This is a genomic window from Streptomyces kunmingensis (assembly GCF_039533535.1).
Classification (GTDB): Bacteria; Actinomycetota; Actinomycetes; order Streptomycetales; family Streptomycetaceae; genus Streptomyces; species Streptomyces kunmingensis.
This window is the reverse complement of sequence record NZ_BAAATS010000006.1, coordinates 37,327-62,868: the sequence shown is the minus strand read 5'-3', so window position 1 is coordinate 62,868 and position 25,542 is coordinate 37,327. Positions and strand designations below refer to the sequence as shown.

Here is a 25,542-nt window from a genome sequence, read left to right as displayed (position 1 = left end):
TGGGCAGAGCCCCGAGTCCCGCACTTGTCCGCAGACTGTTCAAGCCCCTCCGGCGATTGAGGAGCGGGGTCCGGGGCGGAGCCCCGAGTCCCGCGCCCTCATAGGGTCGAGCCCCTCGGATCCCAGTCAGCGGGAAGGGGCGTCGGCCGCACCAAAGCCCCCGCCACACGCACGAACTCCCCCCGGGACGCCGACTCCGGCACCGCGGTCATCGCCCGCAGCACATGCAGCGCCACCGCCCCCGACGCCCGCGGCACGGAACCCGCCCGGATCGCCCGCGCCATGTCGACGACGCCAAGCCCACGCCCGTCCGTACGGCCCCGCACAGGCAGCTCGACCCAGTCGGACGCCCCGTTGGGCCGCAGCCGCAGCGGACCGCCGAACGTATTGGGATCGGGGACCGCCAGCGTGCCCTCCGTGCCGATGACCTCGAAATGGATGTGCGGGCGCGCCGAGTCCCAGCTGAACACGGACGTCGCCGTCGGCCCCGCAGCGAAATCGAGCAGCGCCGAGACATGCGTGGGCACGGCGACGGGGAACGACCGCCCGGCCGCCGGACCCGCCCCGGCCACCCGCTCCTCGCGGGCCCGCCGCACCGACGCCGCGACCCGCTCCACGCCGCCGAACAGCGCCACCAACGCCGTGAGGTGGTACGGACCGAGGTCGAGCAGCGGCCCCGCGCCGGGCTGGTAGAAGAACGCCGGGTCCGGATGCCAGCCCTCGGGCCCCAGGCTGCGTACCGCCGTCGACGCGGAGACCGGCGCCCCGATCCGCCCGGCCGCGACGGCCCGCAGCGCGGACTGCAGCCCCGCCCCGAGGAACGTGTCGGGCGCGCTGCCCACCAGCAGCCCCCGCTCGGCCGCCTCCTCCAGCAGCTTCTCGGCCTCGCCGGGCAGCAGCGCGATCGGCTTCTCGCCGTACACGTGCTTGCCCGCGTGGAGCGCTGCCCGGGCCACCTCGACGTGCGCCGACGGCACGGTCAGATTCACCACGAGCTCGACCTCGGGCACGGCCAGCACCGTGTCCACGTCCCCGGCGAGCGGTACGTCATGGGCGTGCGCCGCGGCCTCCGCGCGGCGCACGTCGAGATCGGCGACGGCGAGGACGCGTACATCCGGGAAACCGGACAGCGTGCCCAGGTACTCCTTGCTGATCACGCCCGCCCCGACGACGGCGACCCCCACCGGACCTGAACTCACGCTGCCCCCACGGATGCTGGCGGACGATCACACGGCTCCGGGGACGGTAAGCCGCGGCGCGCCGCGCCGACAAGAGGGCCTGGACATGCGAGGGCCGCCGCCCAGGATGCGGGCGGCGGCCCTCGGGGGCGGGGGAGCGGTCAGGTGCGCCGTCCGCCGGCCCGGCGCCGCAGGTACCAGGCACCGCCCACCAGCGCCACGGCGACCAGCGTCCCGCCCGCCGTGAGCGTGAGCGTGCCCGAGTCCCGCACCGTCCCGCCCAGTCCGCCCCGCACACCGCCGACCGGGCGGGACGGTGCGGAGGCGGTCGGGCTCGGGTTCGGGCTCCGGCTCGCCGAGACACTCACCGGCACCGGCCCGAGGGTCGACCCGTCGGAGCAGACGACCACCGTCTGGTACGTCCCCGTACGCAGGCCCTGCCAGGTGGCCGTGCCCGAGCGCAGCTCCGTCTGGCGGCCCGCGGCGAAGTCGGCCTGGCCGGAGTCGAGGAGCGCGGCATTGCCGCCGTTCGGGCACGAGGTCGTGGTGGCCGTCACCGTGGAGCCGCTGGCCGTCACGTCGACCCCCGCGGCGAGCGCCGCCGGCACCGCGAGGGTCAGCGGCAGCGCGGCCGAGGCGGCGACGGTGAGTGTGCGCCGGGCGAGGAGCGAAGGGGTACGCATGATGTCTGCTCTCCGGCGGCACAGGAGGCGGTTCGTCCCGTGCCCCGCCCGAATCGGCAAAGCCCGTGCTGCCTGCCGTTCACCCAACGCACGTACGGCCGCGCGCGCATGCGGACGGCGGCCGGGCCGGTGACGGATTCCATCGTCCGGCCCTTGCCTTCCGTACGCGTGCTGGCGTCCCTACCCGCCCGTCGTCACCGTGCGCTCCGGTGAGAACGCGCCCCACGTCCCGTCCGGCAGCTGTCCACGGATCTTCACCCGGTGCCGGGCGCCCGCGTCCTTGCCGATGTAGAAGCTGTACTTCGCCGCGTCCGGGGGCGCACTCTCCCCCCACATCACCGTCGTCGCCTGCTCACCGTCCAGGAAGACCTGGTACGCCGGGACCTCGCCCCCGGTCTCCGGCGGTGTCCAGGCGAGGTCGATGTAGTACGCGCCGTCCGCGCGCCGTGTCGTGGCGCGGAAGTCGTCCGGGGCGGTCCCAGGCCCCTCGTTCTTGCCGCGCGCCGTGGTCAGCCGCACCGGGTCGCTCGCGGCGGAGACGTTGTCGGCGGCGTCCCGCGCCCGCACGCTGAACTTGTAGGCGGTGCCCGGCCGCAGCCCGGTCAGCAGCGCGCGTGTCTGCGTACCTCCGACGCTGTGGATCTTCGTCGTGCCCTGGTAGATGTCGTACGAGACGACGCTCCTGTCGTCCGCCGCCTTCCGCCACGACAGGGTCACCGCCCGCCCGCCGTCGACGTGCCCGCGCAGCCCCTCCGGCCGGCTCGGCGCGGAGCCGTCCGCGGCGACCGCGGCCGGGGTGGTGACGGTGACGCGGCGGCTCGCCGGACCCAGGGAGCCGTCCTTGCCGCGGGCACGGACCGTGAACTCGTAGCGGGACTTCGCGCGCAGACCGGTGACGTCCACCATGTGCTGCTCGGCGCTCAGTTCCTTGACGCGCACCGAGCCCCGGTACACCTCGTACCCGGTGACGTCCGTGGTGCTCACGGGCCGGTTCCACATGACGTGCACGGATGTGGCGCTGCCGGCCTGCGCCGTGACGCCGACCGGTTCGGTCAGGGCGGGCCCGCCGGCCTTGTCGTCGTCCGGGAACAGGCCGCAGCCGGTCAGGACCGTCAGCAGCGCGACGGCGCAGGCCGCGCGGGGGAGCAGAGTGCGTGGGGGGACGCGTCGCACGGGTGTGCCTTCCGCTCGAGACGGACGGGATTGGTTCAGACCTGTAGGTCTCCTGTATGGCACGAGTGACGGGTCCCCATCAAGAGGGCGGCGGCAAGTGGGCCGTGCCCCAGTCCTGCCGGGACACGGCCCACTTGCCGCGAATTCTCCTGAAAGGGAGCTCTCACTCCTTGCGGTACGTGTACGCCTCCGACGCCGCCGCCACGACCGCGTCCAGGTCCGCCCCCGCCGAGGCGGAGACCACCGCGGCCACCGCGCCCTCCAGGAACGGGGCGTCCACCAGGCGTGTGCCCTCGGGGAGTTCGTCGCCCTCGGCGAGCAGTGCCTTCACGGTGAGGACCGCGCTGCCGAGGTCCACCAGGACCGCGACGCCCGAGCCGCGGTCGACCTCCGCGGCCGCCGCCGAGATCCGCTCCGCACTCGTACCGAAGCCGCCGTCCTCCGTGCCGCCGGCCGCGGCCACGGGGGCGGTGGTCCCGCCTCCGGCGAGCCCCATGGTGAGGCGCGCCACGGACTCGGCGACGTCCCGGCTGTGCGACACGAGCACGACGCCGACGGGCTTGTCGGGGGCGGTCACGAGGCCTCCCCGGCGGTCTCGGCCAGCGCGGCGATCAGCAGCGCCGACGACGTGGCGCCGGGATCCTGGTGCCCGATGCTGCGCTCGCCGAGATAGCTGGCGCGGCCCTTGCGGGCCTGGAGCGGAGTGGTCGCCTCCGCGCCGTGCTCGGCCGCGGAGCGCGCCGCGGCGAAGTCGCCGCCATCGAGCGCTTCCACCGCAGGCACCAGCGCGTCCAGCATGGTCTTGTCGCCGGGCGCGGCCCCGCCGAGCGCGGCCACGGCGTCCACCCCGACGCGCAGCGCCTGTGCCAGCTCGGCCTCACTCACCTGCGCGGCGTCGCCCAGCGTCTTGCCGGTGCGCCGCAGCAGCGTCCCGTACAGCGGCCCCGACGCTCCGCCCACCGTCGAGATCAACTGCCGTCCGGCCAGCGTGAGTACGGCCCCCGGCGTGTCGGGCGCGTCCTTGTCGAGGGTGGCCCGCACGGCGGTGAAACCGCGCTGCAGATTGCTGCCGTGGTCCGCGTCGCCGATCGGCGAGTCGAGTTCGGTGAGCCGGGCGGACTCGCGGTCCACCGCAGCCGCGGTCGCCGCCATCCAGCGCCGGAAGAAGTCGGCGTCGAGCACATGGTCTCCTTGCGTGGTAGGTACGTTGACGAGAGGGGCGGCCGTCACATGCCCCAGCGCAGGCCCGCCGTGCTGACCGGCGCGTCCCACAGGCGCAGCAGTTCCTCGTCCACCTGGCACAGGGTGACAGAGGCGCCGGCCATGTCGAGGGACGTGACGTAGTTGCCGACGAGGGTGCGGGCTACGGGTACGCCGCGCTCGCCGAGCACCCGCTGCACCTCGGCGTTGAACCCGTACAGCTCCAGCAGCGGCGTCGCCCCCATGCCGTTGACGAGGACGAGGACGGGGCTGGTCGGGTTCAGGTCCGCCAGGACGGCGTCGACGGCGAAGTCGGCGATCTCCCCGGACGTCATCATGGGACGCCGCTCGCGGCCGGGCTCGCCGTGGATGCCGATGCCCAACTCCAGCTCCCCGGACGGCAGATCGAACGTGGGCGACCCCTTCGCGGGCGTGGTGCACGCGCCCAGCGCCACCCCGAAACTCCGCGCACTCTCATTGACCTGCCGGGCCAGCGCCTCGACCCGCTCCAGCGGCTGCCCCTCCTCGGCGGCGGCGCCCGCGATCTTCTCCACGAACAGGGTCGCGCCGGTGCCGCGCCGTCCGGCCGTGTAGAGGCTGTCGACCACCGCGACGTCGTCGTTGACCAGCACCTTGGCTACCTGGATGCCCTCGTCCTCGGCGAGTTCGGCCGCCATGTCGAAGTTGAGCACGTCACCGGTGTAGTTCTTCACGATGAACAGCACGCCCGCCCCGCTGTCCACCGCGGCGGCGGCCCGCACCATCTGATCGGGCACCGGAGAGGTGAACACCTCACCCGGACAGGCCGCGGACAGCATCCCCGGGCCCACGAACCCACCGTGCAGCGGCTCGTGCCCCGACCCGCCGCCCGACACCAGCGCCACCTTTCCGGCGACCGGCGCGTCCCGGCGCAGGATCACCCGGTTGTCGACGTCCACGGTCAGCTCGGGATGGGCGGCCGCCATCCCGCGCAGGGCGTCGCTGACGACGGACTCGGCCACATTGATCAACATTTTCACTGGTTCCTCCGAGTGGCGTGGGTGGCGTGGGCAGTGCCTGCCCAGTCCTGCCATGGTGATCTGCTGTTGTCCATCCAACGCCAGTATCGGCAAAGGCCTCGCGTCGGGCGCCCCTCACGACCGACGCGACTGCCGGTCACCAGGCCGGGGCCCGCGCCGCCGGCTCAGTCGCGGGCCAGGACCACCGCCGCGTTGTGGCCGCCGAAGCCGAAGGAGTTGCTGACGGCGACGGCCGAGGACACGGACCGCGCACCGCCCGCGTCGACGTCGATGTCGAGCGCCGGATCCCGGTCGGTCAGCCCTCAAGCAGTAGAACCGCCGCCGGGCCGCTCGGCAGGGCCGTTGCCGCTGCTCGGGTGAATGACCGGGCGTGTACGCGCGCCGGGGCCGGCCGGGGCGGTGGTCCATGGCCACCATGCCGATGTGATCATCGGACGAAAGGGTGCGCGAGCCACGGGGCCGGAGCGGTCGGCGCGGTGGCTGCTGGTCTGCCTTCTCCTGGCCACGGGCTGCTGGTCGGCCGCCGGGCCCTCCGCCGCCGACGGCACCGGAACGCGCGGCCTCGGCCTCGTCGTCACGGTCAACACCCGGCCCGGCCTGGGCGCCCTCAACCCCGGTATCCGGACCGGCGCCGAGGTCGTCAAGTCGTACCGTCTCGTCAACCGCGGCGGCGCCGACCTGCGCGACCTGCGGGTGCGGGACCCCGCGATGCCGGGCGCCGCGATCCGCTGCCCCGGCGGCCTGGACCGGGTGCCGCTACTGACCGGGATGCACTCGGTGCGCTGCACGGCGACCGGGCCCGCACGCCCGGGAGCCTGGATCGGTGACGTCCGGGCGGTCGGCAACGTGCGCCTGCTGCGCGCCACCGTGCAGGCGAGCGCCCGGTCCGGCTACGCGGGCGTCGGCGCGGCCCTGTCCCTGACGGAGACGGCGCGCGTCACCGGCCCGGGACAGGCCGAGGTCCGCTACGTCGTCGTCAACCGCGGCAACCGGACCGTCCACGGCGTCCGGGTCACGGACCGGACGCTCCTCCCGGAGCGCAGCGCCCGGGCGCTCGCCCCGGACCGGATCACCTGCGCGGGCGGACAGCCGGTCGTCGCACACCTCGCGGCCGGAGGGCAGGCCGTGTGCACGGCCGTGGTACGGCGTCCCCCGGGCACGTACGTCAGCAGGGGCCGGGCCGACGGCAGCGACCTGCTGCGCACCCTCGATCCCCGCGGCGGACCGGTACCGGCCCCGCGGCTCACCGCGTGGGCCTCCGCACGCTTCACGCTCCGGGCCACCGCGCCCGGCGCTCCCCCCAAGCCGCGGCCCCCGGCGCCTGTGCCGCCCGGCGGGCAGCCGGTCCCCGGGCCACCGGGTCCGGTGTCGCCCATCGCCGCGCTGCTGCCCCCGAAGCCGCTGCCATGGAGCATCGCGGCGCCCGGCCTCGTCCCCGCCCCGGGCCTCGCGCTGCCCGGCGTCATGCTGCCCGGAGTCCCGCAGCCCGGTGCGGCCGTACGGACAGGGCCCGCGCCCGGCGTCGCGCCCGATTTGGCCCGCCCCGCGAATCCGGCCGATCCCGCCGATCCCGCCGATCCCGCCGATCCGGCCGATCCCGCCGATCCCGCCGATCCGGCCGATCCGGCCAAGCCCGAGAAGCCCCGTGAACCGGCGGCGGTGGCGCCGCCCGCCGAGCCGACGGCCGCAGAGCCCCCGGCCGCCGTGCCGGAGGAGACCCGGCCGCGCCGCTCGCTGCTCAGCCGCTTCGTCCGGCAGGACCACACCCCCACCGGCCTGGGCGTGCTCGCCGCGCTGTTCCTCATCCTGCTGCCCGCGGCCATCGCCGCCGCGGTGTTCGGCTCCCGCCGGCTCTGACCGTGCGACCACGGAACGGGATCCCCCGATGATCGAAAGTCTCGCCATCGTCCTCGGCGTCGCCGCGCTCGCCGCGGCCGTCGTCCTGGTCAGACACCGCTTCTGGCCGCCGGGCCCGGACGACGAACCCCGCGAGGACGTGGCCGAGTACATCTCCATGATGGTCGGCGTCCTGTACGCCCTCGTCCTGGGCCTCTCCCTGGTGTCGGTCTGGGACGCGCAGTCCGGCGCCGAGGACCACACCGCCACCGAAGCGAGCGCGGCGCACCAGATCCATCTCCTCGCCGCGGGCCTGCCCGCCGAGCGGGCCGGCCGGATGCGCGACGAGATCGAGACCTACACCCGGCACGTCACCGACGTGGAGTGGCCCGCCATGGCCGAGAAGGCCCCGCTGGGCCGGGAGGGCTGGCGCATGCTGGACGAGGTGCGCGCGACGGGTCAGGTCCCGGCGGACGCCACACCCGCCCAACAGGCCACGGGGCAGGAGATCCTGGCGCAGCTGAGCACTCTGGACGAGGCCCGCCGCGGCCGCGAGGCCGACTCCACGGAGGAACTGTCACCGGTGCTCTGGTTCGGCCTGATCGTCGGCGGTGTCCTCACCATCGCCTTCATGTTCCTGTTCGGTGTGACGCGCAGCTTCACGCACGTCGTGATGGTGGCGGGCCTGTCCGCCCTGATCACCTTCACCGTGCTCCTCATCTATCAACTCGACAGCCCCTTCTCCGGGTTGTTCGCCGTCGACCCGACCCCGTTCACCCGTCACTTCTGATCCGCACCCCGGCCCGGCGGTGGTCGGGTGCGGCTCCTCGCGCGGGTCTGATACGACTTGCGGCATGGATATGGGGCGTGAATCGCGTGCGGAGAAGGACGCGATGACGGTGGAGATCATGTTCGCTCTGGTCACGGCCGCCGTGCTGGCCGCGCTCGTGTTCGCGGCGTTCCTGATCCCCGTACTGGTGGCCGACGTCTCCGGGCCGGCGCGCAAGACGGTCCTCGTGCCCGGCGCCGTCCTGGCCGGGGTCGCCGGGGTGTGGCGCGTCGTGCGGGTGCTGCTCAGGTTCGACGCGCACCGGCGGCTGGGGCGCTGACCTCGCCCGCTCTGCGGTGGGCGGCCCACGCGGTCGCGGGGCGGGCACATGCCCCGCAACTCGTGAAAGTAACGCGCCTGTTGTGTGTTTGTCGGGTCAGGGTGGGAGCACACGAGGGCCAGGAGGTCGATAACGATGGTTCCCCTGCTTCTGGTTCTTCTTCTGGCTCTGATCCTCTTCGGCGCGGGTTTCGCGTTGAAGGCGCTGTGGTGGATCGCGATCATCGTGCTGGTGGTGTGGCTGCTCGGTTTCGTGATCCGGCCCGCCGCGAGCGGCAGCCGCAAGGGCCGCTGGTACCGATGGTGAGGTACTTCGGATGAGCTCCGCACACGCGCGAACACGCGCCTGAGCGGCACGGCGCCACCGGCGGTGGCGCGCGTGCCGGAGGGGTGGGCCCGGCCTGGGACGGCCGGCCCACCCCTCCGCCATGACCGGGCCCCACCCCCGTGATGGCCCTGAGGTCATGTCCGGCCCGGCGTCAGCCCGCGCGGGTCGCCGTCGCGAGGTCCGGGTGGATCGCGAAGACCTGGTCGAGGCCGACGATGCGCAGGATCCGCAGGGTGTTGGCGGGGACGGCGACCAGAGCGATGCCGGCGCCGGCCGCGAGGGCGTGATTGTGCGCGGCGATCAGGGCGCTCACCCCGCTGGAGTCGCAGAACGGCATCGCGGCGAGGTCGAGGACCAGGCTCTGGCCCGGCCGCAGGACGATCGTGGGCAGCAGCCCGCGCAGTTCCGGGGCGGTGTCGTGGTCGAGGTCCCCGGCGATTCTCAGGACGGGACCGGTGGCGCCGTCTTCGGCGGTGATCTTCAACGGGCTCATGGAGTGTTCTTCGGCGTCGGAGCGGACGTGGATGCGGACGTGGACGCGGGCGTGGGTACGCCGAGCGCGAGCAGGGCGGTGTCGTCGTCGAGGCCGTCACCGAGGCCGCTCAACAGGCCGCTCAGCGCGGCGATGACGGTCCTGGCGGAGCCGGCGTGCTCGGCGGTGAACGCGCGCAGGGCCTCGTCCCCGAAGAGGGACGAGCGGTCGGGTCCGGTGCGGGCCTCGATGACACCGTCGGTGTAGAGCAGGAGCGTGTCGCCGGGGGCGAGGGTGGTGGTGGCGGCGGAGAAGCGGGGATCGGGCAGCGCCCCGACGAGGAGTCCGCCGGGGGTGTGCAGGAAGTCGGCGGTGCCGGCGGCGCGCAGGACGAGCGCCGGCGGATGGCCTCCGGAGGCGAGCAGGACCGTGACGTGTCCGGTGTCGGGAGAGGGTTCCAGGACGCCGAAGATGGCGGTGCAGAAGCGCGGGTCGACGCCGGAGTACCGCTCGTGCAGGACCTGGTTGAGCGTCGTCAGGGCGGCCACCGGGTCAGGGTCGTGCAGGGCGGCGGCGCGCAGGGTGTACCGGGTCAGCGAGGTGACCGCGGCCGCCTCGGGGCCCTTGCCGCAGACGTCACCGAGGAAGAAGGCGAAACGCCTGTCGTCCAGCGGGAAGACGTCGTAGAAGTCGCCGCCGAGCCGGTCGGGGGAGGCGGTGTGGTAGTAGCCGGCCGCCTCCATTCCGGGGATCTCCGGCAGCGTCGAGGGCAGCAGCGACTGCTGGAGCACGGCCAGCGCCTGTTGCAGCCGGGCCCGGTCGGCGCGGGCCTGCCGCGCGGATTCCTCGGCGGCCTTGCGGCTGCGCAGCAGCTCCGTCTCGTAGGCACGCCGGTCGGTGGCGTCGAAAACGGTGATACGGGTCAGCAGGGGCGTCCCGGTGCTGCCGTACTTGACCACGCCTGAGACCAGCACCGGCAGCCGGGCGCCGTCGGCCCGCTTCAGTTCGAGGGCCACTCCGCTGATCTCGCCCTGCATGCGCAGCAGCGGCGCGAAGTGCGTCTCGTGGTACAGCCTGCCACCGACGGGCAGCAGGTCCGTGAACCGCAACTGCCCCACGATCGCCTTGCGTTCGAGCCCCAGCCAGCCCAGCAGGGTGTCGTTGAGCTTCACGATGGTGCCGTCCATCAGTGTGGACAGATACCCGCACGGCGCGTTGTCGTACAGATCCTCGGGGCTGTCCTCCAAAAGGTCGGCGAACGTCGGGGCCGGAGCCGTCCCGCCGCCGGCCTCCTCGGGCCCGGGCCCGGTGCAGCTCATCACCGCAGACCTGCCAGGAACGCGGTGATCGCCGCATTGGTGGCCTCGGGTGCGGACAGGTGCGGGCAGTGGCCGGTCGCGTCGAGCGTGACCAGCGTCGAATCCGGCACCGCCTCGTGCACGAAGGCACCGACCTCGCGGGGGGCGATGGCGTCCTGGGTGCACTCCAGGATCAGCGTCGGCACCCGTACGCCCTTCAGCTCGTCGCGGGTGTCCGACAGGAACGTGGTCCGCGCGAACACATGCGCCATCTCCGGGTCGGTGGCGCAGAAGCTGTTCTTGAGCTCCTCACCGAGCTCGGGCCGCTCGGGGTTGCCCATGATCAGCGGAGCCATCGCCGCCGACCAGCCCAGGTAGTTCGCGTCCAAGGACTCCAGGAGCTCCTCGATGTCGGCCTCGCTGAACCCGCCCCGATATCCCACGTCGTCGATGTACCGCGGGGACGGGGCCACCATCACGAGCGCCCCGATGCGGTCGGGTGCCTGCCGGGCGGCCAGCACACCGATCATCGAACTGACCGAGTGGCCCACGAACACCGCGTCGCGCAGGTCGAGCCGCTCGCAGACCTCCACCACATCCTGTGCGTAGCCGTCCAGCGAGCCGTAGCGGTCCGCCGAGAACGCGGACAGGTCCGAGCCACCGGCGCCGACGTAGTCGAAGAGCACCACACGGTGGTCCCGCTCCAGCGCGGGCACGGTCAGCCGCCACATGTTCTGGTCGCAGCCGAAGCCGTGGGCCAGCACCACCGCCGGTCCCTGAGGGTTCCCGGTCACGGTGACGTTGTTCCTGCGGAGGATGTCCATGCAAGCCATGATCCCAGCTCCTCCGGAGGCCGCAGCAGGTGCCCCTGTTTGCCGCCCGGGGCCAAGGGCAGGCGGTTGTCAGTGCTTGGGACCACAGGCGCATCCGTGGGGGAGCACTGTGCCCGGATGCGGGCCCCCGCTGCTTCTTCACGGTCACTCTCTGCCGGAAGCAGCGATAGGAGGACATCCTGATGGCCGAACGCCGACTGCACGATGACGCGCCCGAGACCGCCGAGGCCTTCCACCGCCTGGCCGCCGCTCCCGAGGGTCCCGAACGCGACCTCCTGAGCCAGGAGTTGGTGGAGGCCTGGCTGCCCATGGCCCACCGCCTCGCCACGAAGTTCCGCAACCGCGGCGAGAACCTGGAGGACCTCAAGCAGGTCGCCGCCATGGGGCTGGTCAAGGCCGTCGACCGGTACGACCCCGCACGCGGCGCCTTCGAGTCCTACGCGGTCCCCACCATCACCGGGGAGCTGCGCCGCCACTTCCGCGACCACACCTGGGACGTGCGGGTCCCGCGCCGGGTGCAGGACCTGCGCAACAAGGTCCGTGTCGCGCGCCGCGACGTCATGGACCGGCCCGGCCACGCCGGAGAGGCGGGCACGGACGAGATCGCCGCGCAGGCCGGGCTGACCCCGGACGAGGTTCGCGACGGGATGGAGGCGCTGGAGAGCTACAGCTCCCTGTCCCTGGACGCCGAGTCGGGCGCGGCCGCCGACGGTCTCAGCATCGCCGACACCCTGGGGCACACCGAGCCCGGCTACGACGTCATAGCGGACCGGGAAGCCGCCAAGGAAGGGCTCAGGGCCCTGCCCGAGCGCGAACGCACCATCCTCTACCTGCGCTACTTCGAGGACATGACCCAGGCCGGTATCGCCGAGCGGGTCGGCATCTCGCAGATGCACGTCTCGCGTCTCATCACCCGTAGCTGCGCGAAGGTCCGCGACCACGCCAACCGGGACGTCTTCCACCAGCGGGCCGCCTGATCCAGCCTTACTGGTCGTCCGCGTCCGCGTCCGCGTCCTCGTCGTCGTCCGGGATGTGCACGTCGAAGACGTTGATGTTGATCTCGTTCACGTCGAGTCCGGTCATCGTCTCGACCGCGTCGATGACATGGGTACGTATCTGATCCGCGAGCTCGTGGATCAGCACCCCGTACTCGACCTCGACATCGACGCCGACCGAGACCTTCTCCTCGTCCCGCTCCACCTTGACCGACTGCCCGGGGTCCGGGGATCCGGGCATCCGGCTCCTGACCGCACCCAGCGCCTTCGCCGCGCCCTTGCCGACCGCGCGGACACCGTCCGTCTCCCGGACGGCGATCCCGGCGATGGTGGCTATGACACCGTCGGCGATGCTCGTCGTGCCGCGGGTGCCGCCCTTCTGCGCACTTCCTGTCGTCGTGCTGCCGCTTCCGATTGCGATGTCGGACATGGCCGCCTCACAGTGAGTCGCCGGCACGGACGGGAGCGCCCGCCCGTGGGTCCCCTCCCTCACTCTGCGCCCACCGGTCGCGGTCCGCCATCCGAGTGAGCGCCTGCGAGGCCCTGCGCGGGCCGGGGCGGGTGGACAGGCTCTCAGTCGCGGGGGAGGAGGGAGCCGAGGGGGCCGAGGTCGAGGTTCAGGTCCTCCGGGCCCACCCCGTGCCGGTCGCAGAGTTCCCGCATGCGCTCGTCGAGCAGCATGAGGGTCGTCCCGATCTCCTCGACCTGCTCGTCACTCAGATCGCCCTGCTCGACGCGGCGGATGGCCTGCCGTTCCATCAGCTGCCGCAGCAGCTCGACCACGGTCAGCACCAGGGCCACCAGGTCGCGGCCCATCTTCTCGGAGTCGAGGTCGACGCGGGAGTCCGTCACAGGGGACCCCCGTCCGCCCACGGAGCCGGCACCCGCTCGTTGACCGAGGACAGGAGCGCGTGCAGCGACAGCCGGACGAGCGGCACATCGGCGATCGCGATGACGAGGTCGCCGCTGACCACCACCCCGGTCGCCAGCACGCGGTCCAACAGATCCACGAGCGGCACCCCCAGCGGACCGCTCAGAGGTTCCGGACTGTCCCACGCCACCACATCCCGATCCACGGTCACACCTCGCCCACGAAGGAGTACGGAACCCAGGGACCCGACAACTCGATCTGCGCGTCCGTGCGTTCGCGCAGCGCCCCGACCGCCCGCCTGAGCTCGTCCGCCCGGTCCGCGGCGACCAGATACGTGGCATTCAGTACGTGCACACGTTGCTCGCCGGTGAGGGCCGCGCCGTGGGTGCGGAGCCGGCGCGAGGCGGCCGCCAGCTCACGCAACTCGGCGTCGACCGACTCCGCGACGCCCAACGCCTCCTCACGGCGCCGCTCCCGCCGGTCGTGGACCCCACGCTTGCGGTTCAGATAGGCGAGCCCGGCACCCGGCGCCGGGGCACCGCGGCGGGGCGCCGACGCGGCGACGGGACGCTCCGGCACGGGGGCCGGCCGCTCCGGCGGCGCCACGGACCGGTACACCTTCACGCCCCACTCCGCGTGGTGCGCGACGCGTTGCAGCGCGCCGTGGAAGCGCGCCGCCTCGTCCGCCAGGACACGGCGGACCCGCTCGTCGTCGAGGTACAGAGTGGCGAGGGGGAGAGGAACCACCGGGCCGGCGGCCGCCGCCGCGGACACCACCTCGTGGTGGGCGCGCGCGTACCGCTCGATCTCCCGACGGTCCGAAAGGCGCGGTTGCCAGACCTCGTCGGTGAAGTCGGCGGCCGGCACCGTCTGGGCCACGGCCGTCAGCGCCCCGGAGGCGATCAGCCGTACCCGCCCGCCTCCGGGCATACCCGAAAGGCCGGTGAGATCGGCCGAGTTGACGGCGCGGGTGTCGCGGCACACGGCGAACACGTAGGTGGCGCCGGAGTCCGGGACCCGCGCGGGGGAGTCGGAGTGCGTCATGTCTGCCGGTGCTCCTCTTTCCCGTTCGCTTTCTTGTCCGCTTTTTTCCTGTCCGCTGTGCCGGACGTTTCCTCCAAGGCCTCCAACCGCTCGCGCAGTTCGCGGTTCTCGTCCTGCAACGCGCTGCGCGAAGCCCGCGAACTCAGCGCCGGGTCCGTCTCCCACCAGTCGATGCCCGCCTTCTTCGCGGTGTCGACGGACGCGACGAAGAGCCGGAGCCGGATGGTGAGCAGTTCGATGTCGAGGAGGTCGATCTTGATGTCGCCCGCGATGACGATCCCTTTGTCCAGCACCCGCTCCAGGATGTCGGCCAGGTTGGTCGTCGTCGGGCCCGGCACCGGCTGCGGCTCCGGCCTGAAGTCGAGGTCGGTCACCGTGACGCCCCCGTCCGGCGCTTACGGCTCGGACGCCTCGGAGCGGGCGGCTCCTCCTCGTCGTCCTCGTCATCGTCCTCGGCTGCTTCGTCGTCGTCCGCGTCCGCTTCCTCGTCTTCCTCTTCCTCGTCGGGCTCCTCTTCGGCGTACTCGTCGTCGTAGCCGCTGTCGTACTCGTCCTGGTCCTCGGCGTCTTGGTCCTCGGCGTCCTCCGCCCCTTCCTCCCCTTCCGCCTCTTCCTGCTCCTCCTGTTCGACGGCGTCCTCGTGGGAGAGGACGACCTCGCCGTCCCGGATCTCGCCGCGCCAGCCCTCCGGCTCCTCCTCGGTGAGCGTGACGTACCGCTGGAAGTGCTTGAAGTCCAGGCGCAGACGGCGGCCCTGGGCCCGCCAGAGATTGCCCGTCTTCTCGAAGAACCCGGACGGGTAGTACTCCACGACCAGAACGATCCGGGTCAGCGTCGGCGCCAGCTCGTGGAAGCTGACGGCGCCGCGGGTGGTGCCCTTGGCGCCCTCGGAGGTCCACACGATCCGGTCGTCGGGGATCTGCTCCTGCACCGTGGCCTTGAAGCTGCGCGATGAGGGCCCGACCTTGACCTTCCAGTCGCTCTGCGTCTCGTCGCTCGTCGACACGGAGCGCACGCCTTTGGTGAAGCTGCTGAACTGCTCGTACTGCGTCCACGCGTCATAGGCGGTGCGCAACGGCACGCCCACGTCGAGGACCTCGATGATGTTCATGACCTTGCTGTCGCCGGACTTGCGCTTGCCCTTGCCGCCGCCACCACCGAAGGCGTCCTTCGCCTTGTCCACCACCGCGTCCTTGGCTCCCTTGGCCTTTTCCGAGACGAACGCCTTGACCGGGGACTCTCCTTGGAGCACGCGCGAGCCGATGGAGGTCAGCGAACCGCCGTTCTCGGCCGCGTCGCTCAACTTGTCCGTCAGATCGGTGAGCTTGTCGCCCGCCTTCTCGGCAAGGTGCTGGACCTGAGCGCCGGCGAACTTCGACAACTCGTCCCTGAGGCGGCCGATCCCCGATTCCTCGGATGCCGCGGACTCGTCCCTGTCGTTCTCTGCCATGACCTGCTACCTCCGCCGATCGGCGCGCTTGGTGGCCGTGCGCTTCGCTGAGGCCGGCTTCTTCGGGGCGGACTTCTTCGCCGTCGACTTCTTCGCGGGTGCCGTCTTCTTTGCGGCGGTTTTCTTGGCCGGGGGCGACTTCTTCGCCGGAGCGGACTTTTTCGCGGCGGGCCTTTTGGCGGCGGATTCCTTCGCCGAAGCGGTCTTCTTTGCCGGGGCGGCCTTCTTCGCCGAAGGGGCCTTTTTCGCTGGCGGAGCCTTCTTGGCCTGGGGCGTCTTCTTCTGCGGTGAGGCGGGTGTTCGTTTGCGCCGGGGCCGCGGCGGGGGCGGCTCCTCCTCCTCTTCCGGCCCTTCCTCGTCGGGCTCTTCGTCCTCGTCGTATTCGTCCTCGTAACCGTCCGCGAAATCGTCATCGTCTTCGTCGGCGTCGTCGGGTTGCGTCGTGCCGGAGAGGCGGGCCGTGCGGTCGCCGATCGCGTCCGCCAGCGTGTTCATGCTCCGGTTGGCCGCAGCGGTCAGGGCTTGGCGGCCGGCCCCGAGCACCTCGCCCCTGAGCTGCTCCTGCACCTCGGCGAACTGGGGCATCTCAGCAAGCTTGCGCATCCCCTGGGCCGCCAACTGGCGTGGTTCCAGGGCGAACCGACGGCCCGCCAGAAAGGTCGCGACGCTCAGAGCCAGTCGGCCCTTCTTGGTCCGCCCCAGTACATATCCGCCCACGACGGCGGTCGCGAGCGCCACTTTGCTCCGGTCGTCCATGCCTGTCACCTTCTGTTTGTCGGCGTCGGGCCGGTCTGCGCGGCGTACAGCCGGTCGAGCAGCCGCTCTTCTTCCGGTTCGAACTCGGCCAGGGAGATGTGCCCCTCGTCCAGGTCCCGGTTGAGCGCGGCGAGCTGGGCGCGCACCACGCCGGGGTCGTACAGCTCGCGCTCCGCGGCGTCCTGGAGCCGTCCGGCGACCCAGACGACGCCACGGGCCGGGGCGAGGGGGAGGAGCAGGAGTCCGGTGATCAGCCCCATCGTCAGCCCCCGCCGGCCACGGGCGACGGGGCCGGCGGGCGGGTGTCGACGAAGCTGTAGCAGGGGAGCGGCCCGGCCAGCCGGAGCTCCATGTGCTCCTGGTGCGCGGCGGCGAGCCGCTCGGCCGCGGCACGGAACCGGTCGGTGTCCGAACGGGCCACGAGGAACGACACGTTGAGCGCGCACCCCTGCACATCGGGGCCGGTGGCCGCCGCGCGGGCCATCGAGGCGAGACTGTGCAGGGCCCGACGGCCTGCCTCGGCCGCCCGGCGGGACAGGGCGGCGGCGACGGCCTCACCCAGACGTACGTTGGCCTCGTAGCCGGGGCGTCGCCGCGCTTCGTCGCGCAGCCGCCGCACCGTCGCGTCACCGGCGACCAGTGCGGCCAGCGCGTCGTGCGCGGGCATGGCCTTGACGTTGATCTCCACGTGCCCGGCGAGCCGCTCCAGCGTGGCGAGGTGCTCCGCCTCCGCCGCGGCCAGCCGGTCGCGCAGCGCCGACTCGTCCGGGGCCACCGCGCCGAAGCGCATCGGCAGCACCGGCCCGGTCTCGGCCAGCTCCGTCAGCAGGTTCTGGTGGGCCAGCAGATCGCGGCGCCGGGCGCGCAACCGGGCGGGGGCGGCACTGACGACCGCGGCCAGCGGGCCGGCATCGACCGTGCGCGGCGCGGCGGGCGGACTGCCCACTCCGGCGGCGTCCTTGGGCAGTGCGGTTCCGGCCCGGACGACCGCGTAGACGTACAGAGAAGCGGTCGGCACGATCACGCCTCCGCTCTGCGGCGCCGAGCCGCACCGCCACTGCTGCCGCGGGCCGGGGGACGACGCTTTTTCGGACGCTCGTACTGCTCGTCGGCTCCGTCGTCCGCGTCGTCGTAGCCGTCGTCCTCGTCATCGGAGCGTCCGGCGGAGCGGTCGTCGCCGCCTCCCACCACCTTGCGGACGGTGTCGCCGACGGACTCCGCGGCGTCACGCACCTTGCGCTTGCCGATCTTCTTGGCGGCGCCGCCGCCGATCAGCTCGGGGACGGTGGTGCTGCCCGAGTCCCGTTCGAGGTCGAGGCGGTTGCACGCCTCCGCGAAGCGGAGATACGTGTCCACACTCGCCACGACTATGCGTGCGTCGATCTTGAGGATCTCGATGCCGACCAGGGAGACGCGCACGAACACGTCGATCACCATGCCCCGGTCGAGGATGAGTTCGAGCACGTCGTAGAGCGTGCCGGCGCGTGGCGGGCAGGGAGCGATCTCATCGGCGTAGGTCGTGGTCGTCATCGGGGTCCTTCCCGTTGCGAACGGCGTGGTCGTACGGCGTGGTCGTACGGCGATCTCGTGCGGCGTGGTCGTACGGACGGATCACTCGTCGGCGGCGCCCCGCCGGTAGCGGCGGAGCCGGCGGTACTCCAGGAGTTCGCCGTCCCGGTCGAGCAGCACCTCGTAGGAGGCGAGCAGGCTCGTCGTGTCCGGGATGCGGGCCACTTCGAGGACGTCCACGACGACACACCAGCCGTCGTCGTCACCGCGCCGGACGGCCGAAACGCCCTCGGTGCGGTGGCCGATCAGGCCTTCGAGGCTCTGGCAGGCGGCGCGAGCGGCGTACACGGGGCCCTTTTTGGGCGCGTTTCTCCGCCGGGTCGCGGTCGCCGTCGAGGAGCCACCGGCCCGTGCTGAACGTTGATCTGCCATGCCCACAGGTTTTGTCACTGCGGGGCGCACCGCATCTTGGGAAAGCTCTCGGCAGGGACGTCGGGAGAGCTAAAGGGAGTGCTGTAGGGAGAGCCGCCGACGGAGCGGAGCCGCTCCGAAATGGGCTAGCTCGCGGGGCTCTCCTCCAGGGCTAGACCGGCGAGGTGGTCGCCGAATCCGCCGTGGGCCCGGGGGGCCAGGCGGCCCGAGGTGGTGACCGGGCAGTCGGCCGTGCGCAGGATGCGGTGCCCCCGGGCACCGAGCGCGGCGACGAGACCGTGGTCCTCGCTCACGGGCAGGGCGGGAAAGCCGCCGACGGCCAGATAGGCGTCGGCGCAGACGCCCAGGTTCGCGCCGTGGACGTGAGGGTGGTGCCAGGGGCCGTGCGCCGGGCGGGAGGCGACGTAGTGCGACTGGTGACGGGCCGCCAGGCCGGGCACGTGCTGGGGCCACTCGGCGACGGAGACGGTGCCGACGACCGCGTCCCAGCCCTCGACGGCGCGCGCGTGCTGGAACGCGAGCCAGTGCGGCGGCACGGTGCTGTCGGCGTCGGTCGAGGCGAGCCAGACGCCCTCGGGGCCGTCCAGGAGCTCCAGGGCTCGGTCGGCCGCCGCGGCCCGGGCAAGGCCCACGTTGCGACAGGTCACCCGGACGACGTCGGCACCGGCCTGCGCGGCCGCCGCGACCGTACCGTCCGAGCAGTCGTCCGCGGCGACCACCGTGAGCACCCGGACCCGCCGCAGAGCGGGATGCCGCGCGGCGGCCCGGATCGCGTCCAGCGCGCCCGGGAGCAGGTCCTCCTCATTGTGGGCCGGGACGAGGACGGCGAGAGAGCGGGGTCTCACACCAGGCCTTCCGCGGCCGCGGGGGAGGGCGGCGCCGTGCCGTCGTCGAGGCGGCGGCCGAACGTCTGCAGGACGAAGTCCGCCTCGCGGTGCTCGCATTCCGGAGCCAGTCCGGGGAGTGAGGCGAGGATGCCGGCGAGTTCGTCGCCGGTGCGCAGGTGCTCGGCGACCGGATGGTTCCAGTGCACGCTCACGAGGGTGCCGCCCGGTTCCAGGGCGTCGACCGCACGCTCCAGCAGGACGGTGAGCTCGGCGGTGTCGAAGTAGTACAGCAGCTCGGAGAGCACGATGAGGTCGAAGGTTCCCGCCGGCCATTGCTCCGGAAGGGTGAGCCGGCGGACCTCGACGTTCTCCAGCTCCCGGGTCCTGTGCGCCGCCGTGTCGACCGCGGAGCGGACCCGGTCGCAGGCCAGGACCGTGTCGCAGCGCCCGGCGAGGCGCAGGGTGAGTTCGCCCACCGAGCAGGCCGGTTCGAAGGCGCGGCGGTAGCGGGGGCGGGGGAGGGCGGCGAGCGTGAGGTCGTACTTGCGCCGCTCGTACCAGCGCTCGGCCAGATGCCAGGGGTCGGACGCGTCGCGGTACATGTCCTCGAAGTACGAGGGCGGGGTGCTCACTGGAACAGGACCTCCGTGGGGCGCAGATGGTGGGCGAGCTCCTCGGGCGGCAGCACCGCCGCGTCCTCGGGGCCGGGTCCCAGCGGATGGATCTGCGTGGTGAACCGGTCGATCGCCACCTGCTTCAACGCCTGGACGTGCGGCGGGAGTTGGACGCACCGAGCCGTCCGCCACGGCACCCGGGGATCGTCCGGCCGAGCCCAGTGCCACATCCAGACCGGATACAGCGAAAGGGGCGTGCCCGAACGGAGCGCGGCCGTGCGGGCCGCCCGGCCTGCCGCCTCGTGGTCGCTGTGCACGTCGCCGGTCCACGGCGCGGCGACCAGGTCCGCGCCACGGGCCAGGGGGGTGAGCGCGTCCACGAGCTGTTCCTCGTGGTCGGCCACGCCGGTGTCCGGTACGCCCAGGCGGATGATCTCCGCCTGACCGGCGCCGAGTTCGGTGAGGGCGGCCCGCAGTTCGCGGGCGCGCAGACGTGCAAGGGCGGGGGGTGTCACGACCCGGCTGTCGGGGTGCGACCCCTCGCCGTCGGTGATCGAGACGACCGTCAGCCGCACCCCGCGCGCTGCCAGCACGGCCATCGCGCCGCCGAAGCCGAGCACTTCGTCGTCGGGGTGCGCGGCCACCACCACGACACGGCCGCGCTCGGGCAGCAGCGCAGGCGGCATCGCGTCCCAGCCGCTCCAGTCCCGCCACTGCGCCTCGTCGGTGCCGGGCGCCTGGATCGCGTTCGCGGGACCGGTCTCCGCGGGTCTGTCGGTGCGTATCGCGGGGCGCGTCACCGGGACTCCTGCGGGCGGGCGAGGACGGCGCCGAGGTGCGCGAGGTCGCGCTCGCCGTGGTGCTGGCGCACATAGACGGTCAGGTCCGCCACATCGCGGGCGTGGCGCAGGTCGTGGCAGAGCGGGCCCGCTCCGGTGGCGCGGCCGACGCGGGTCAGCACCTCGGAGCAGACGGACTCGATGAACGCCCGTACCCGCAGGCCGCGTACGTCCGCCTGACCGCTGCTGTCGGCGGGATCGGCGTCGATCTCCGCGGCTGCCTGGTCGAGGACCGCGCGCGCGGCGTGCAGTTGTACGTCGACCGCTCCGAGATGGGCGTCCGTGTGCGGGTCGGAGCGCTGGGCCGCGGCGCGCCGCAGGGCGTGGGCGACCGCGATCGCGCCGCCGAGCCAGCAGGCGGCGACGCCGATGCCGCCGTGCTGGAAACCGGGCCGCTGCACATAGGACTCGACGTCCCCGACGGCGACGGCCGGCACCCGGTCGAAGTGGACGTCGGGTGTGTCGCTGCCCGCCATGCCCAGGGCCTGCCAGGTGCCCTCGACCGGTACGCAGCGCGCCGCGTCGACGGCGACGGCGAAGAGCCGGCGGCCCTCCGTCGTCCGTGCCGTGACCAGGGCGTGGGTACAGCTGCGGGCGCCCGAGCAGTACGGCTTCAGGCCGCTCAGGACCCAGCCGTCGCCGGACGGCGTCGCTTCGAGCGTGGCGTTCGGGGGCTCGGCGGCCCAGACTCCCCAGCGCTGTCCGGGCATCGGGGCCGGCCCGTCGAGTTCGGCGAGGATGGCCAGCGCGTCCACGTGCCCCTCGACGAGGCGCGCGACGCACAGGTCCTCCTCGGCGACGGACCGCAGGGCGGCCAGCCGGGCCGCCGTACGCCCGGAACCGGGCAGCGGGAACTCCAGCTGTCCACTGTCGATGAGGTCGACGACCGAGGCGAACCGCGCGGCGCTCTCCCGGCGGGCCTCGTCCGGCGCGATGCCGTCGCGGACCGGCGCGGCGGGGGCGCTCGCGGTCGCCCGCGTCGCGCAAGTGCCAGGTGTGTCAGAGGTGCCAGGTGTGTCCGTGGCGTCGGGCGCGTGTGGTGCGCCGGGCGCCGACATACGGTCCGTCATACGGGGAGATGTCCTTGCCACTGTGCTGTCCGCCGGGGCTGGGGTGGCGGCGCGGCCGTGGGGCCGCGCCGTGGTGCATCGGAGGAACGGGCCGGTTCACGCGACCAGCGTCTGGTCGGCCTGCTCCTGTCCTGGTGCGGGGCGGATCCCCGTGGGCGACGGTTCGGCGGCCAGAAGTCGTTCCGCCGTGGCGAGAGCGTCCTTGATCTCGCGGGTGCCGGTGGTGACGCACAGCGTGTACGCGACGTCCTCCAAGAGGCGCCGGTTGGCGGCTGTGTCGTCCTCGACCAGCTGGACGCGCGCCTTCGCATAGCGGGACAGCAGCGCGCGCAGTATCTGCGGGTGGGGAGTGATCATTCCGAGAGGCTCCTTTTTCTCAAGCAACTCGCTCCCCGAGTGTCCCGTCGCGCACATTTCATGCATGTCCGCACCAAGGACCCCGGAGCGCGCGTGAACCACAGGGGAGAACAGCGGCCGGCGGCCGCTCATTCGCCCTCCGCGTCCTGCTGGGCGACGGCATTGGGCGTGATGGCGTCGCCGCTCTCCCCGCGATGCCGGTCCTTCCTCTCCTCATGGAGCGGATCGGTCTCGGCGTCCTCGAACTCCTCCAGGACCTCGTCCGCCGCGGTCTGTGCGGGGCGGGAGTCGTCGTGCTGCCGGTTGCGGTCGTGCGTCATGGTGGCTCCTCCGGAGTCTCGTACGGGCCTCGGGATCTGGTACGGGCTCAGGGGTGGGCCCGCTCCTGAGCGGTGTGGTGACGTTCGTTGTAGGCGCGGTCCGCCCGGTCGTTCAGGGCGCTGCCCAGGGAGCGCAGCCGTTCCCCGAACGTGCGCGGGCGGTCGGGTTCCACATCGATCCCCGGACGCAGCTCGGGCTCTCCGTCGGGCGACGGCAGCAGCGTGTTCACGACATGGCTGAGCCGGGCGGTGAGCACCGGGGCGAGTCCGTGCGCCTTGTCGGCGGCGCGGGCGGCCGGGGTGAGCACGAGCCGGACCCGGCGGCGCTGGACGGCGGTGACGATACGGTCGGCCGCGCGCTGTGCGTCCATCGAGACCAGCGGGGTGCCGGCGAGGGCGGAGAACCAGGCGAACTCGCGCCGCCGGTCGCCGCCGAACACGGCGTGCAGGTGCGAGCCGGTGCGCATGAGGCCGGGATGGACGGCGGTCACCGAGACGCCGTCGCGCGCCGCCTCCACGTGCAGCCCCTCGGCGAGGGCACCGACCGCCGCCTTGGCGCAGGAGTACGGCAGCAGATGCGGTACGGCGAGCAGGCCTCCGACCGAGCCGATGAGGGCAAGGCGTCCGCCCGCCCGGCTCTCCCGCAGGTAGGGGAGGGCTTCGAGACCGGTGTGCAGCGCCCCGTCGAAGATGGTGCTCATCGCGGACTCGAAGCCGGCCGCGCCGACGGCCTCGGCCGGTGCGACCTGGATGATGCCGGCGTTGGCGACGACCACGTCCACGCCTCCGCAGGCGGCCGCAGTCCGCCGCAGCAGCTCGGCGACGTCCTCCTTGTCGCGTACGTCGGTCACCGCGGTGCGGACGGGCGCTCCCGGATGCCGCTGTTGCAGCAGTTCGGCGGCGCGCTCCAGTTCGGCCGTGTCCCGGGCCGCGAGTGTGACGGTGCAGCCGCGGCGCACCAACTGGTCGGCGATGAGCAGGCCGAGGCCGCGTGAGCCGCCGGTGACCACGGCGGAGAGGCCGTGCAGGGATCCGGGCGCGCGAGGTGACAGCGTTGCCGGCATGAAGGTCGCTCCCTGTCTCCGAGGGGAAGGGGAAAGTGCGATCTCGGGAGTCCCGGGAACCGCCGAAGCCGCTGAGTACCCTGCGGCCGCACGCGCAATCCGGTGGTCGCCGAGCGGCGTCGGTCGGGCCCTGCCCAGGGCTTGCAGCCACTTTAAGTCGGGCCGTCGGACGGCGCCCGGCGTCCCGTCGAGGACGGCGGTGACGGGGTCCCCGGTCATGAGCTGGGCCTCATGGGTTTGAGAAACCACTCTGAGGACACCCAGTGCTGTGGCCGTCCGGCCCCGAGCGGATCCCCCGTTCGAGGACCGGGCTTCTTACTGAGAGAGAGGACCCGTCATGTTCAAGGCCATTGCTGATGTTCTGCGCGCGATCGGCGGCGCCATCGCCACCGTGGTGACGCTTCCCTTCCGGGCCGTCGCACGACTCTTCGGCGGCGCCTCGGCCAGTGCGCACGGCAACCACTGAGAGTCCCCGGCACCTCAGGGGGAGAGGGCGCCACCACCACGCCGCGCGAGAGTGGCCGGCAAGATGAAAATCGAGAAGGGGCGGACACATGATCACCGTGACGGCGCAGGACCGGACCCAGGCACCGGCCGCAGGGGCCGAGCAGGATCTGATCGAGCGCGCCTATGCGGACCCGGCATCGCTCGCGCCGAAGGACGCGCGGGAGGTCGGCAGGCGGTTCTTCGACCGGCTCACCGAGCTGGAGGAGGGCACGCACGAGTACAGCTACGTGCGCAACTGCCTGATCGAGATGAACCTGTCGTTGGTGCGGTACGCGGCATCGAGGTTCCGGCACCGTGGCCAGCAGGAGATGGAGGACATCATTCAGGTCGGCACGATCGGCCTGATCAAGGCGATCGACCGGTTCGAGCTGACCCGTGAGGTCGAGTTCACCTCGTTCGCCGTCCCCTACATCACGGGTGAGATCAAGCGGTTCTTCCGTGACACGTCCTGGGCCGTGCACGTCCCGCGCCGCCTCCAGGAAGCCCGCCTCGAACTCTCCCGGGCCACCGAGGAGCTGCGTACGCGCCTGGGCCGTTCGCCTTCCACGGCCGAGCTCGCCGAGCTGATGCAGCTGGAGCCGTCCGAGGTGGCCCAGGCGCAGATGGCGTCCAACGGGTACAACAGCGTCTCCCTGGACGCCGCCGTGAGCGGGAAGGACGACGAGGCCGACACCATCCTCGCCGACTTCATCGGTTTCGACGAGGGCCGCTTCGAGCTCGTCGAGAACTTCCACTCGCTCGCCCCGCTGATCGCGGACCTCGACGACCGTGAGCGCAAGATCATTCACCTCCGCTTCGTCGAGGAGCGCACCCAGCAGCAGATCGCCGACGAGCTGGGGTACTCGCAGATGCATGTGTCCCGGCTGATCACGCGCGTGCTGGGCAAGCTGCGCGCCGGTCTGCTGACGACCGACTGAGGTCACCCGCCGGCTCGGCCCGCCGCCCCCGGTCCCTGACGGACCGGGGGCGGAGGACTTTCTCAAGTTGTGGGGTACAGGTGCCGAAACGGGGTACCGGAGCGAAGTACCGATAACAACGCAAAGCGGTACGAGACAGGAGGATGTACGTTGACTTCCAAGGCCACCACCCCCCGCTACACCGTCCCCGGCATCACGGTGAAGGACGCCGCCACGGTCATCGCGGAGCTGCAGGAGCGTCTGCACTCCTACAACGACCTCCACCTGACGCTGAAGCACGTCCACTGGAACGTGGTCGGCCCGCACTTCATCGCGGTGCACGAGATGATCGACCCGCAGGTCGACAGCGTCCGTGACATGGCCGACGACGTCGCCGAACGCCTCGCCGCCCTGGGCGGCGTCGCGCAGGGCACCCCCGGCGCTCTGGTCGCGGCCCGCAAGTGGGAGGACTACAGCGTCGGCCGAGCCGACGCCATCGCCCACCTCGGCGCCCTCGACCTCGTGTACACGGGCATCGTCGAGGACCTGCGCGCCTCGATCAAGACGGTCGGCGAGATCGACCCGGCCACCGAGGACCTCTTGATCGGGCAGCTGCGGGACCTGGAGCAGTTCCAGTGGTTCGTCCGCGCACACCTGGAGACGGCGGGCGGCACGCTCACCACCGCTGATGCCACCACGGAGGCGGAGGCCGCGAAGAAGGCGTGATGCCGCGCGCGGCCGAACCGCCCGCACCTGCGCGCAGGTGCGCGGGCGGAGAGCAGAGCCGATGCGAAAGGGGCGCGACCGATTGCCGGTCGCGCCCCTTTCGCGTCCCGCGGGACGCATGGGCTGTTGCGGGGAAA

The 25,542-nt window shown here is 72.5% G+C and carries 35 protein-coding genes; 8 read left to right on the top strand and 27 right to left on the bottom strand.

Annotated features, from left to right (window positions below):
• Nucleotides 1–98: 98 nt before the first annotated feature.
• The 6 genes from ABD366_RS08610 to dhaK form a co-directional block, all read right to left on the bottom strand.
• Entirely contained in the window at nucleotides 99–1,199 is a 1,101-nt protein-coding gene (locus tag ABD366_RS08610) for a Gfo/Idh/MocA family protein (protein ID WP_324768855.1), read from the bottom strand.
• 140 nt (nucleotides 1,200–1,339) lie between these two features.
• A complete protein-coding gene (locus ABD366_RS08605; RefSeq protein WP_324768857.1) occupies nucleotides 1,340–1,861 on the bottom strand; it encodes a hypothetical protein in 522 nt (173 codons plus the stop codon).
• A gap of 180 nt (nucleotides 1,862–2,041) precedes the next feature.
• Nucleotides 2,042–3,034, bottom strand: a complete 993-nt coding sequence (locus ABD366_RS08600) for a fibronectin type III domain-containing protein (RefSeq protein WP_411293698.1) — start codon at nucleotides 3,032–3,034, stop codon at nucleotides 2,042–2,044.
• A 163-nt stretch (nucleotides 3,035–3,197) separates the two neighbouring features.
• Nucleotides 3,198–3,611 (bottom strand): PTS-dependent dihydroxyacetone kinase phosphotransferase subunit DhaM, encoded by a 414-nt coding sequence (locus ABD366_RS08595; RefSeq protein WP_324768858.1) that lies wholly within the window; start codon nucleotides 3,609–3,611, stop codon nucleotides 3,198–3,200.
• Nucleotides 3,608–4,216, bottom strand: coding sequence for a dihydroxyacetone kinase subunit DhaL (dhaL, locus tag ABD366_RS08590; protein ID WP_324768860.1), 609 nt, complete (start codon nucleotides 4,214–4,216; stop codon nucleotides 3,608–3,610). Before dhaL ends, ABD366_RS08595 begins: the two co-directional genes overlap by 4 nt.
• Nucleotides 4,217–4,260: 44 nt before the next feature.
• Nucleotides 4,261–5,253 (bottom strand): dihydroxyacetone kinase subunit DhaK, encoded by a 993-nt coding sequence (gene dhaK, locus ABD366_RS08585; RefSeq protein WP_324768861.1) that lies wholly within the window; start codon nucleotides 5,251–5,253, stop codon nucleotides 4,261–4,263.
• A gap of 423 nt (nucleotides 5,254–5,676) precedes the next feature.
• Here dhaK and ABD366_RS08580 point away from each other — a divergent pair, with 423 nt between their 5' ends.
• The 4 genes from ABD366_RS08580 to ABD366_RS08565 all read left to right on the top strand — a co-directional run bounded on the left by ABD366_RS08580 (nucleotide 5,677) and on the right by ABD366_RS08565 (nucleotide 8,504).
• On the top strand, nucleotides 5,677–7,110 hold the full coding sequence (locus tag ABD366_RS08580) for a hypothetical protein (protein ID WP_324768862.1): 1,434 nt from the start codon (nucleotides 5,677–5,679) through the stop codon (nucleotides 7,108–7,110).
• 28 nt (nucleotides 7,111–7,138) lie between these two features.
• A complete protein-coding gene (locus ABD366_RS08575; RefSeq protein ID WP_324768863.1) occupies nucleotides 7,139–7,879 on the top strand; it encodes a bestrophin-like domain in 741 nt (246 codons plus the stop codon).
• A gap of 64 nt (nucleotides 7,880–7,943) precedes the next feature.
• Nucleotides 7,944–8,198 (top strand): DUF6332 family protein, encoded by a 255-nt coding sequence (locus ABD366_RS08570; protein WP_324768864.1) that lies wholly within the window; start codon nucleotides 7,944–7,946, stop codon nucleotides 8,196–8,198.
• A gap of 135 nt (nucleotides 8,199–8,333) precedes the next feature.
• Nucleotides 8,334–8,504 carry a hydrophobic protein gene (locus ABD366_RS08565; RefSeq protein ID WP_324768866.1) on the top strand — a complete coding sequence of 57 codons (171 nt, stop codon included), beginning with the start codon at nucleotides 8,334–8,336 and terminating at the stop codon, nucleotides 8,502–8,504.
• A gap of 172 nt (nucleotides 8,505–8,676) precedes the next feature.
• Here the strand turns inward: ABD366_RS08565 and ABD366_RS08560 are convergent, their stop codons facing one another.
• Genes ABD366_RS08560 through ABD366_RS08550 form a run of 3 tightly spaced genes read right to left on the bottom strand, consistent with a single transcriptional unit; the run spans nucleotide 8,677 to nucleotide 11,119 of the window.
• Nucleotides 8,677–9,018, bottom strand: a complete 342-nt coding sequence (locus tag ABD366_RS08560) for an STAS domain-containing protein (RefSeq protein ID WP_324768867.1) — start codon at nucleotides 9,016–9,018, stop codon at nucleotides 8,677–8,679.
• A complete protein-coding gene (locus tag ABD366_RS08555; protein ID WP_324768868.1) occupies nucleotides 9,015–10,316 on the bottom strand; it encodes a PP2C family protein-serine/threonine phosphatase in 1,302 nt (433 codons plus the stop codon). The genes ABD366_RS08560 and ABD366_RS08555 overlap by 4 nt, the downstream gene beginning before the upstream one ends.
• Nucleotides 10,316–11,119 (bottom strand): alpha/beta fold hydrolase, encoded by an 804-nt coding sequence (locus tag ABD366_RS08550; protein WP_324768925.1) that lies wholly within the window; start codon nucleotides 11,117–11,119, stop codon nucleotides 10,316–10,318. Before ABD366_RS08550 ends, ABD366_RS08555 begins: the two co-directional genes overlap by 1 nt.
• Nucleotides 11,120–11,310: 191 nt before the next feature.
• On the opposite strand from ABD366_RS08550, the gene ABD366_RS08545 reads away from it, so the two are divergent.
• The gene (locus ABD366_RS08545) at nucleotides 11,311–12,105 is read left to right on the top strand and encodes a SigB/SigF/SigG family RNA polymerase sigma factor (protein WP_324768869.1); all 795 of its coding nucleotides are present in this window, start codon (nucleotides 11,311–11,313) and stop codon (nucleotides 12,103–12,105) included.
• Nucleotides 12,106–12,112: 7 nt separating this feature from the next.
• On the opposite strand, the gene ABD366_RS08540 is transcribed toward ABD366_RS08545, so the two are convergent.
• From ABD366_RS08540 to ABD366_RS08455, 18 genes are all read right to left on the bottom strand, one after another.
• Complete coding sequence (locus ABD366_RS08540; RefSeq protein WP_324768870.1) at nucleotides 12,113–12,553, bottom strand: Asp23/Gls24 family envelope stress response protein; 441 nt, start codon at nucleotides 12,551–12,553, stop codon at nucleotides 12,113–12,115.
• A 143-nt stretch (nucleotides 12,554–12,696) separates the two neighbouring features.
• Nucleotides 12,697–12,975, bottom strand: a complete 279-nt coding sequence (locus ABD366_RS08535) for a gas vesicle protein K (protein ID WP_324768872.1) — start codon at nucleotides 12,973–12,975, stop codon at nucleotides 12,697–12,699.
• Nucleotides 12,972–13,199, bottom strand: coding sequence for a gas vesicle protein (locus ABD366_RS08530; protein WP_324768873.1), 228 nt, complete (start codon nucleotides 13,197–13,199; stop codon nucleotides 12,972–12,974). Before ABD366_RS08530 ends, ABD366_RS08535 begins: the two co-directional genes overlap by 4 nt.
• A gap of 2 nt (nucleotides 13,200–13,201) precedes the next feature.
• On the bottom strand, nucleotides 13,202–14,038 hold the full coding sequence (locus tag ABD366_RS08525; protein ID WP_324768874.1) for a GvpL/GvpF family gas vesicle protein: 837 nt from the start codon (nucleotides 14,036–14,038) through the stop codon (nucleotides 13,202–13,204).
• Nucleotides 14,035–14,412, bottom strand: a complete 378-nt coding sequence (locus ABD366_RS08520) for a gas vesicle protein (protein ID WP_324768876.1) — start codon at nucleotides 14,410–14,412, stop codon at nucleotides 14,035–14,037. Before ABD366_RS08520 ends, ABD366_RS08525 begins: the two co-directional genes overlap by 4 nt.
• Nucleotides 14,409–15,488, bottom strand: coding sequence for an SRPBCC family protein (locus ABD366_RS08515; RefSeq protein ID WP_324768877.1), 1,080 nt, complete (start codon nucleotides 15,486–15,488; stop codon nucleotides 14,409–14,411). The genes ABD366_RS08520 and ABD366_RS08515 overlap by 4 nt, the downstream gene beginning before the upstream one ends.
• Nucleotides 15,489–15,494: 6 nt before the next feature.
• Complete coding sequence (locus tag ABD366_RS08510; RefSeq protein ID WP_324768878.1) at nucleotides 15,495–16,244, bottom strand: histone protein; 750 nt, start codon at nucleotides 16,242–16,244, stop codon at nucleotides 15,495–15,497.
• Between the two features lie 5 nt (nucleotides 16,245–16,249).
• Complete coding sequence (locus ABD366_RS08505; RefSeq protein WP_324768879.1) at nucleotides 16,250–16,504, bottom strand: gas vesicle protein GvpG; 255 nt, start codon at nucleotides 16,502–16,504, stop codon at nucleotides 16,250–16,252.
• Between the two features lie 2 nt (nucleotides 16,505–16,506).
• Nucleotides 16,507–17,262, bottom strand: coding sequence for a GvpL/GvpF family gas vesicle protein (locus tag ABD366_RS08500; RefSeq protein WP_324768881.1), 756 nt, complete (start codon nucleotides 17,260–17,262; stop codon nucleotides 16,507–16,509).
• A 2-nt stretch (nucleotides 17,263–17,264) separates the two neighbouring features.
• The gene (gene gvpJ, locus ABD366_RS08495; RefSeq protein WP_324768882.1) at nucleotides 17,265–17,774 is read right to left on the bottom strand and encodes a gas vesicle protein GvpJ; all 510 of its coding nucleotides are present in this window, start codon (nucleotides 17,772–17,774) and stop codon (nucleotides 17,265–17,267) included.
• A gap of 81 nt (nucleotides 17,775–17,855) precedes the next feature.
• A complete protein-coding gene (gene gvpO, locus ABD366_RS08490) occupies nucleotides 17,856–18,185 on the bottom strand; it encodes a gas vesicle protein GvpO (protein ID WP_324768883.1) in 330 nt (109 codons plus the stop codon).
• A gap of 125 nt (nucleotides 18,186–18,310) precedes the next feature.
• Nucleotides 18,311–19,030, bottom strand: coding sequence for a glycosyltransferase family 2 protein (locus ABD366_RS08485; RefSeq protein ID WP_324768884.1), 720 nt, complete (start codon nucleotides 19,028–19,030; stop codon nucleotides 18,311–18,313).
• Nucleotides 19,027–19,644 (bottom strand): class I SAM-dependent methyltransferase, encoded by a 618-nt coding sequence (locus ABD366_RS08480; protein ID WP_324768885.1) that lies wholly within the window; start codon nucleotides 19,642–19,644, stop codon nucleotides 19,027–19,029. Before ABD366_RS08480 ends, ABD366_RS08485 begins: the two co-directional genes overlap by 4 nt.
• Entirely contained in the window at nucleotides 19,641–20,426 is a 786-nt protein-coding gene (locus ABD366_RS08475) for a PIG-L deacetylase family protein (protein ID WP_324768887.1), read from the bottom strand. Before ABD366_RS08475 ends, ABD366_RS08480 begins: the two co-directional genes overlap by 4 nt.
• Entirely contained in the window at nucleotides 20,423–21,535 is a 1,113-nt protein-coding gene (locus ABD366_RS08470; protein ID WP_324768888.1) for an acyl-CoA dehydrogenase family protein, read from the bottom strand. Before ABD366_RS08470 ends, ABD366_RS08475 begins: the two co-directional genes overlap by 4 nt.
• Before the next feature lie 96 nt (nucleotides 21,536–21,631).
• On the bottom strand, nucleotides 21,632–21,892 hold the full coding sequence (locus ABD366_RS08465) for a DUF5133 domain-containing protein (RefSeq protein ID WP_324768890.1): 261 nt from the start codon (nucleotides 21,890–21,892) through the stop codon (nucleotides 21,632–21,634).
• Between the two features lie 128 nt (nucleotides 21,893–22,020).
• Nucleotides 22,021–22,212 carry a hypothetical protein gene (locus tag ABD366_RS08460; RefSeq protein ID WP_324768891.1) on the bottom strand — a complete coding sequence of 64 codons (192 nt, stop codon included), beginning with the start codon at nucleotides 22,210–22,212 and terminating at the stop codon, nucleotides 22,021–22,023.
• 47 nt (nucleotides 22,213–22,259) lie between these two features.
• On the bottom strand, nucleotides 22,260–23,276 hold the full coding sequence (locus ABD366_RS08455; protein ID WP_324768892.1) for an SDR family NAD(P)-dependent oxidoreductase: 1,017 nt from the start codon (nucleotides 23,274–23,276) through the stop codon (nucleotides 22,260–22,262).
• A gap of 337 nt (nucleotides 23,277–23,613) precedes the next feature.
• On the opposite strand from ABD366_RS08455, the gene ABD366_RS08450 reads away from it, so the two are divergent.
• From ABD366_RS08450 to ABD366_RS08440, 3 genes are all read left to right on the top strand, one after another.
• Nucleotides 23,614–23,742, top strand: a complete 129-nt coding sequence (locus tag ABD366_RS08450) for an LPFR motif small protein (RefSeq protein ID WP_324768893.1) — start codon at nucleotides 23,614–23,616, stop codon at nucleotides 23,740–23,742.
• Between the two features lie 88 nt (nucleotides 23,743–23,830).
• Nucleotides 23,831–24,700: a SigB/SigF/SigG family RNA polymerase sigma factor gene (locus ABD366_RS08445; RefSeq protein ID WP_324768894.1), complete on the top strand. Its 870-nt coding sequence runs from the start codon at nucleotides 23,831–23,833 to the stop codon at nucleotides 24,698–24,700.
• A gap of 150 nt (nucleotides 24,701–24,850) precedes the next feature.
• Entirely contained in the window at nucleotides 24,851–25,405 is a 555-nt protein-coding gene (locus tag ABD366_RS08440) for a Dps family protein (protein ID WP_324768895.1), read from the top strand.
• The last annotated feature ends 137 nt before the right edge of the window (nucleotides 25,406–25,542 follow it).

Coding starts and splice junctions, on each gene's coding strand:
- gvpJ (WP_324768882.1), bottom strand. CDS start 17,774: ATGACGACCACGACCTACGCCGATGAGATCGCTCCCTGCCCGCCACGC.
- ABD366_RS08450 (WP_324768893.1), top strand. CDS start 23,614: ATGTTCAAGGCCATTGCTGATGTTCTGCGCGCGATCGGCGGCGCCATC.
- ABD366_RS08605 (WP_324768857.1), bottom strand. CDS start 1,861: ATGCGTACCCCTTCGCTCCTCGCCCGGCGCACACTCACCGTCGCCGCC.
- ABD366_RS08555 (WP_324768868.1), bottom strand. CDS start 10,316: ATGAGCTGCACCGGGCCCGGGCCCGAGGAGGCCGGCGGCGGGACGGCT.
- ABD366_RS08545 (WP_324768869.1), top strand. CDS start 11,311: ATGGCCGAACGCCGACTGCACGATGACGCGCCCGAGACCGCCGAGGCC.
- ABD366_RS08575 (WP_324768863.1), top strand. CDS start 7,139: ATGATCGAAAGTCTCGCCATCGTCCTCGGCGTCGCCGCGCTCGCCGCG.
- ABD366_RS08470 (WP_324768888.1), bottom strand. CDS start 21,535: ATGACGGACCGTATGTCGGCGCCCGGCGCACCACACGCGCCCGACGCC.
- ABD366_RS08505 (WP_324768879.1), bottom strand. CDS start 16,504: ATGGGGCTGATCACCGGACTCCTGCTCCTCCCCCTCGCCCCGGCCCGT.
- ABD366_RS08550 (WP_324768925.1), bottom strand. CDS start 11,119: ATGGACATCCTCCGCAGGAACAACGTCACCGTGACCGGGAACCCTCAG.
- ABD366_RS08540 (WP_324768870.1), bottom strand. CDS start 12,553: ATGTCCGACATCGCAATCGGAAGCGGCAGCACGACGACAGGAAGTGCG.
- ABD366_RS08570 (WP_324768864.1), top strand. CDS start 7,944: ATGGATATGGGGCGTGAATCGCGTGCGGAGAAGGACGCGATGACGGTG.
- ABD366_RS08560 (WP_324768867.1), bottom strand. CDS start 9,018: ATGAGCCCGTTGAAGATCACCGCCGAAGACGGCGCCACCGGTCCCGTC.
- ABD366_RS08565 (WP_324768866.1), top strand. CDS start 8,334: ATGGTTCCCCTGCTTCTGGTTCTTCTTCTGGCTCTGATCCTCTTCGGC.
- ABD366_RS08515 (WP_324768877.1), bottom strand. CDS start 15,488: ATGGCAGAGAACGACAGGGACGAGTCCGCGGCATCCGAGGAATCGGGG.
- ABD366_RS08455 (WP_324768892.1), bottom strand. CDS start 23,276: ATGCCGGCAACGCTGTCACCTCGCGCGCCCGGATCCCTGCACGGCCTC.
- ABD366_RS08525 (WP_324768874.1), bottom strand. CDS start 14,038: ATGACGCACTCCGACTCCCCCGCGCGGGTCCCGGACTCCGGCGCCACC.
- ABD366_RS08510 (WP_324768878.1), bottom strand. CDS start 16,244: ATGGACGACCGGAGCAAAGTGGCGCTCGCGACCGCCGTCGTGGGCGGA.
- ABD366_RS08445 (WP_324768894.1), top strand. CDS start 23,831: ATGATCACCGTGACGGCGCAGGACCGGACCCAGGCACCGGCCGCAGGG.
- ABD366_RS08460 (WP_324768891.1), bottom strand. CDS start 22,212: ATGACGCACGACCGCAACCGGCAGCACGACGACTCCCGCCCCGCACAG.
- ABD366_RS08465 (WP_324768890.1), bottom strand. CDS start 21,892: ATGATCACTCCCCACCCGCAGATACTGCGCGCGCTGCTGTCCCGCTAT.
- gvpO (WP_324768883.1), bottom strand. CDS start 18,185: ATGGCAGATCAACGTTCAGCACGGGCCGGTGGCTCCTCGACGGCGACC.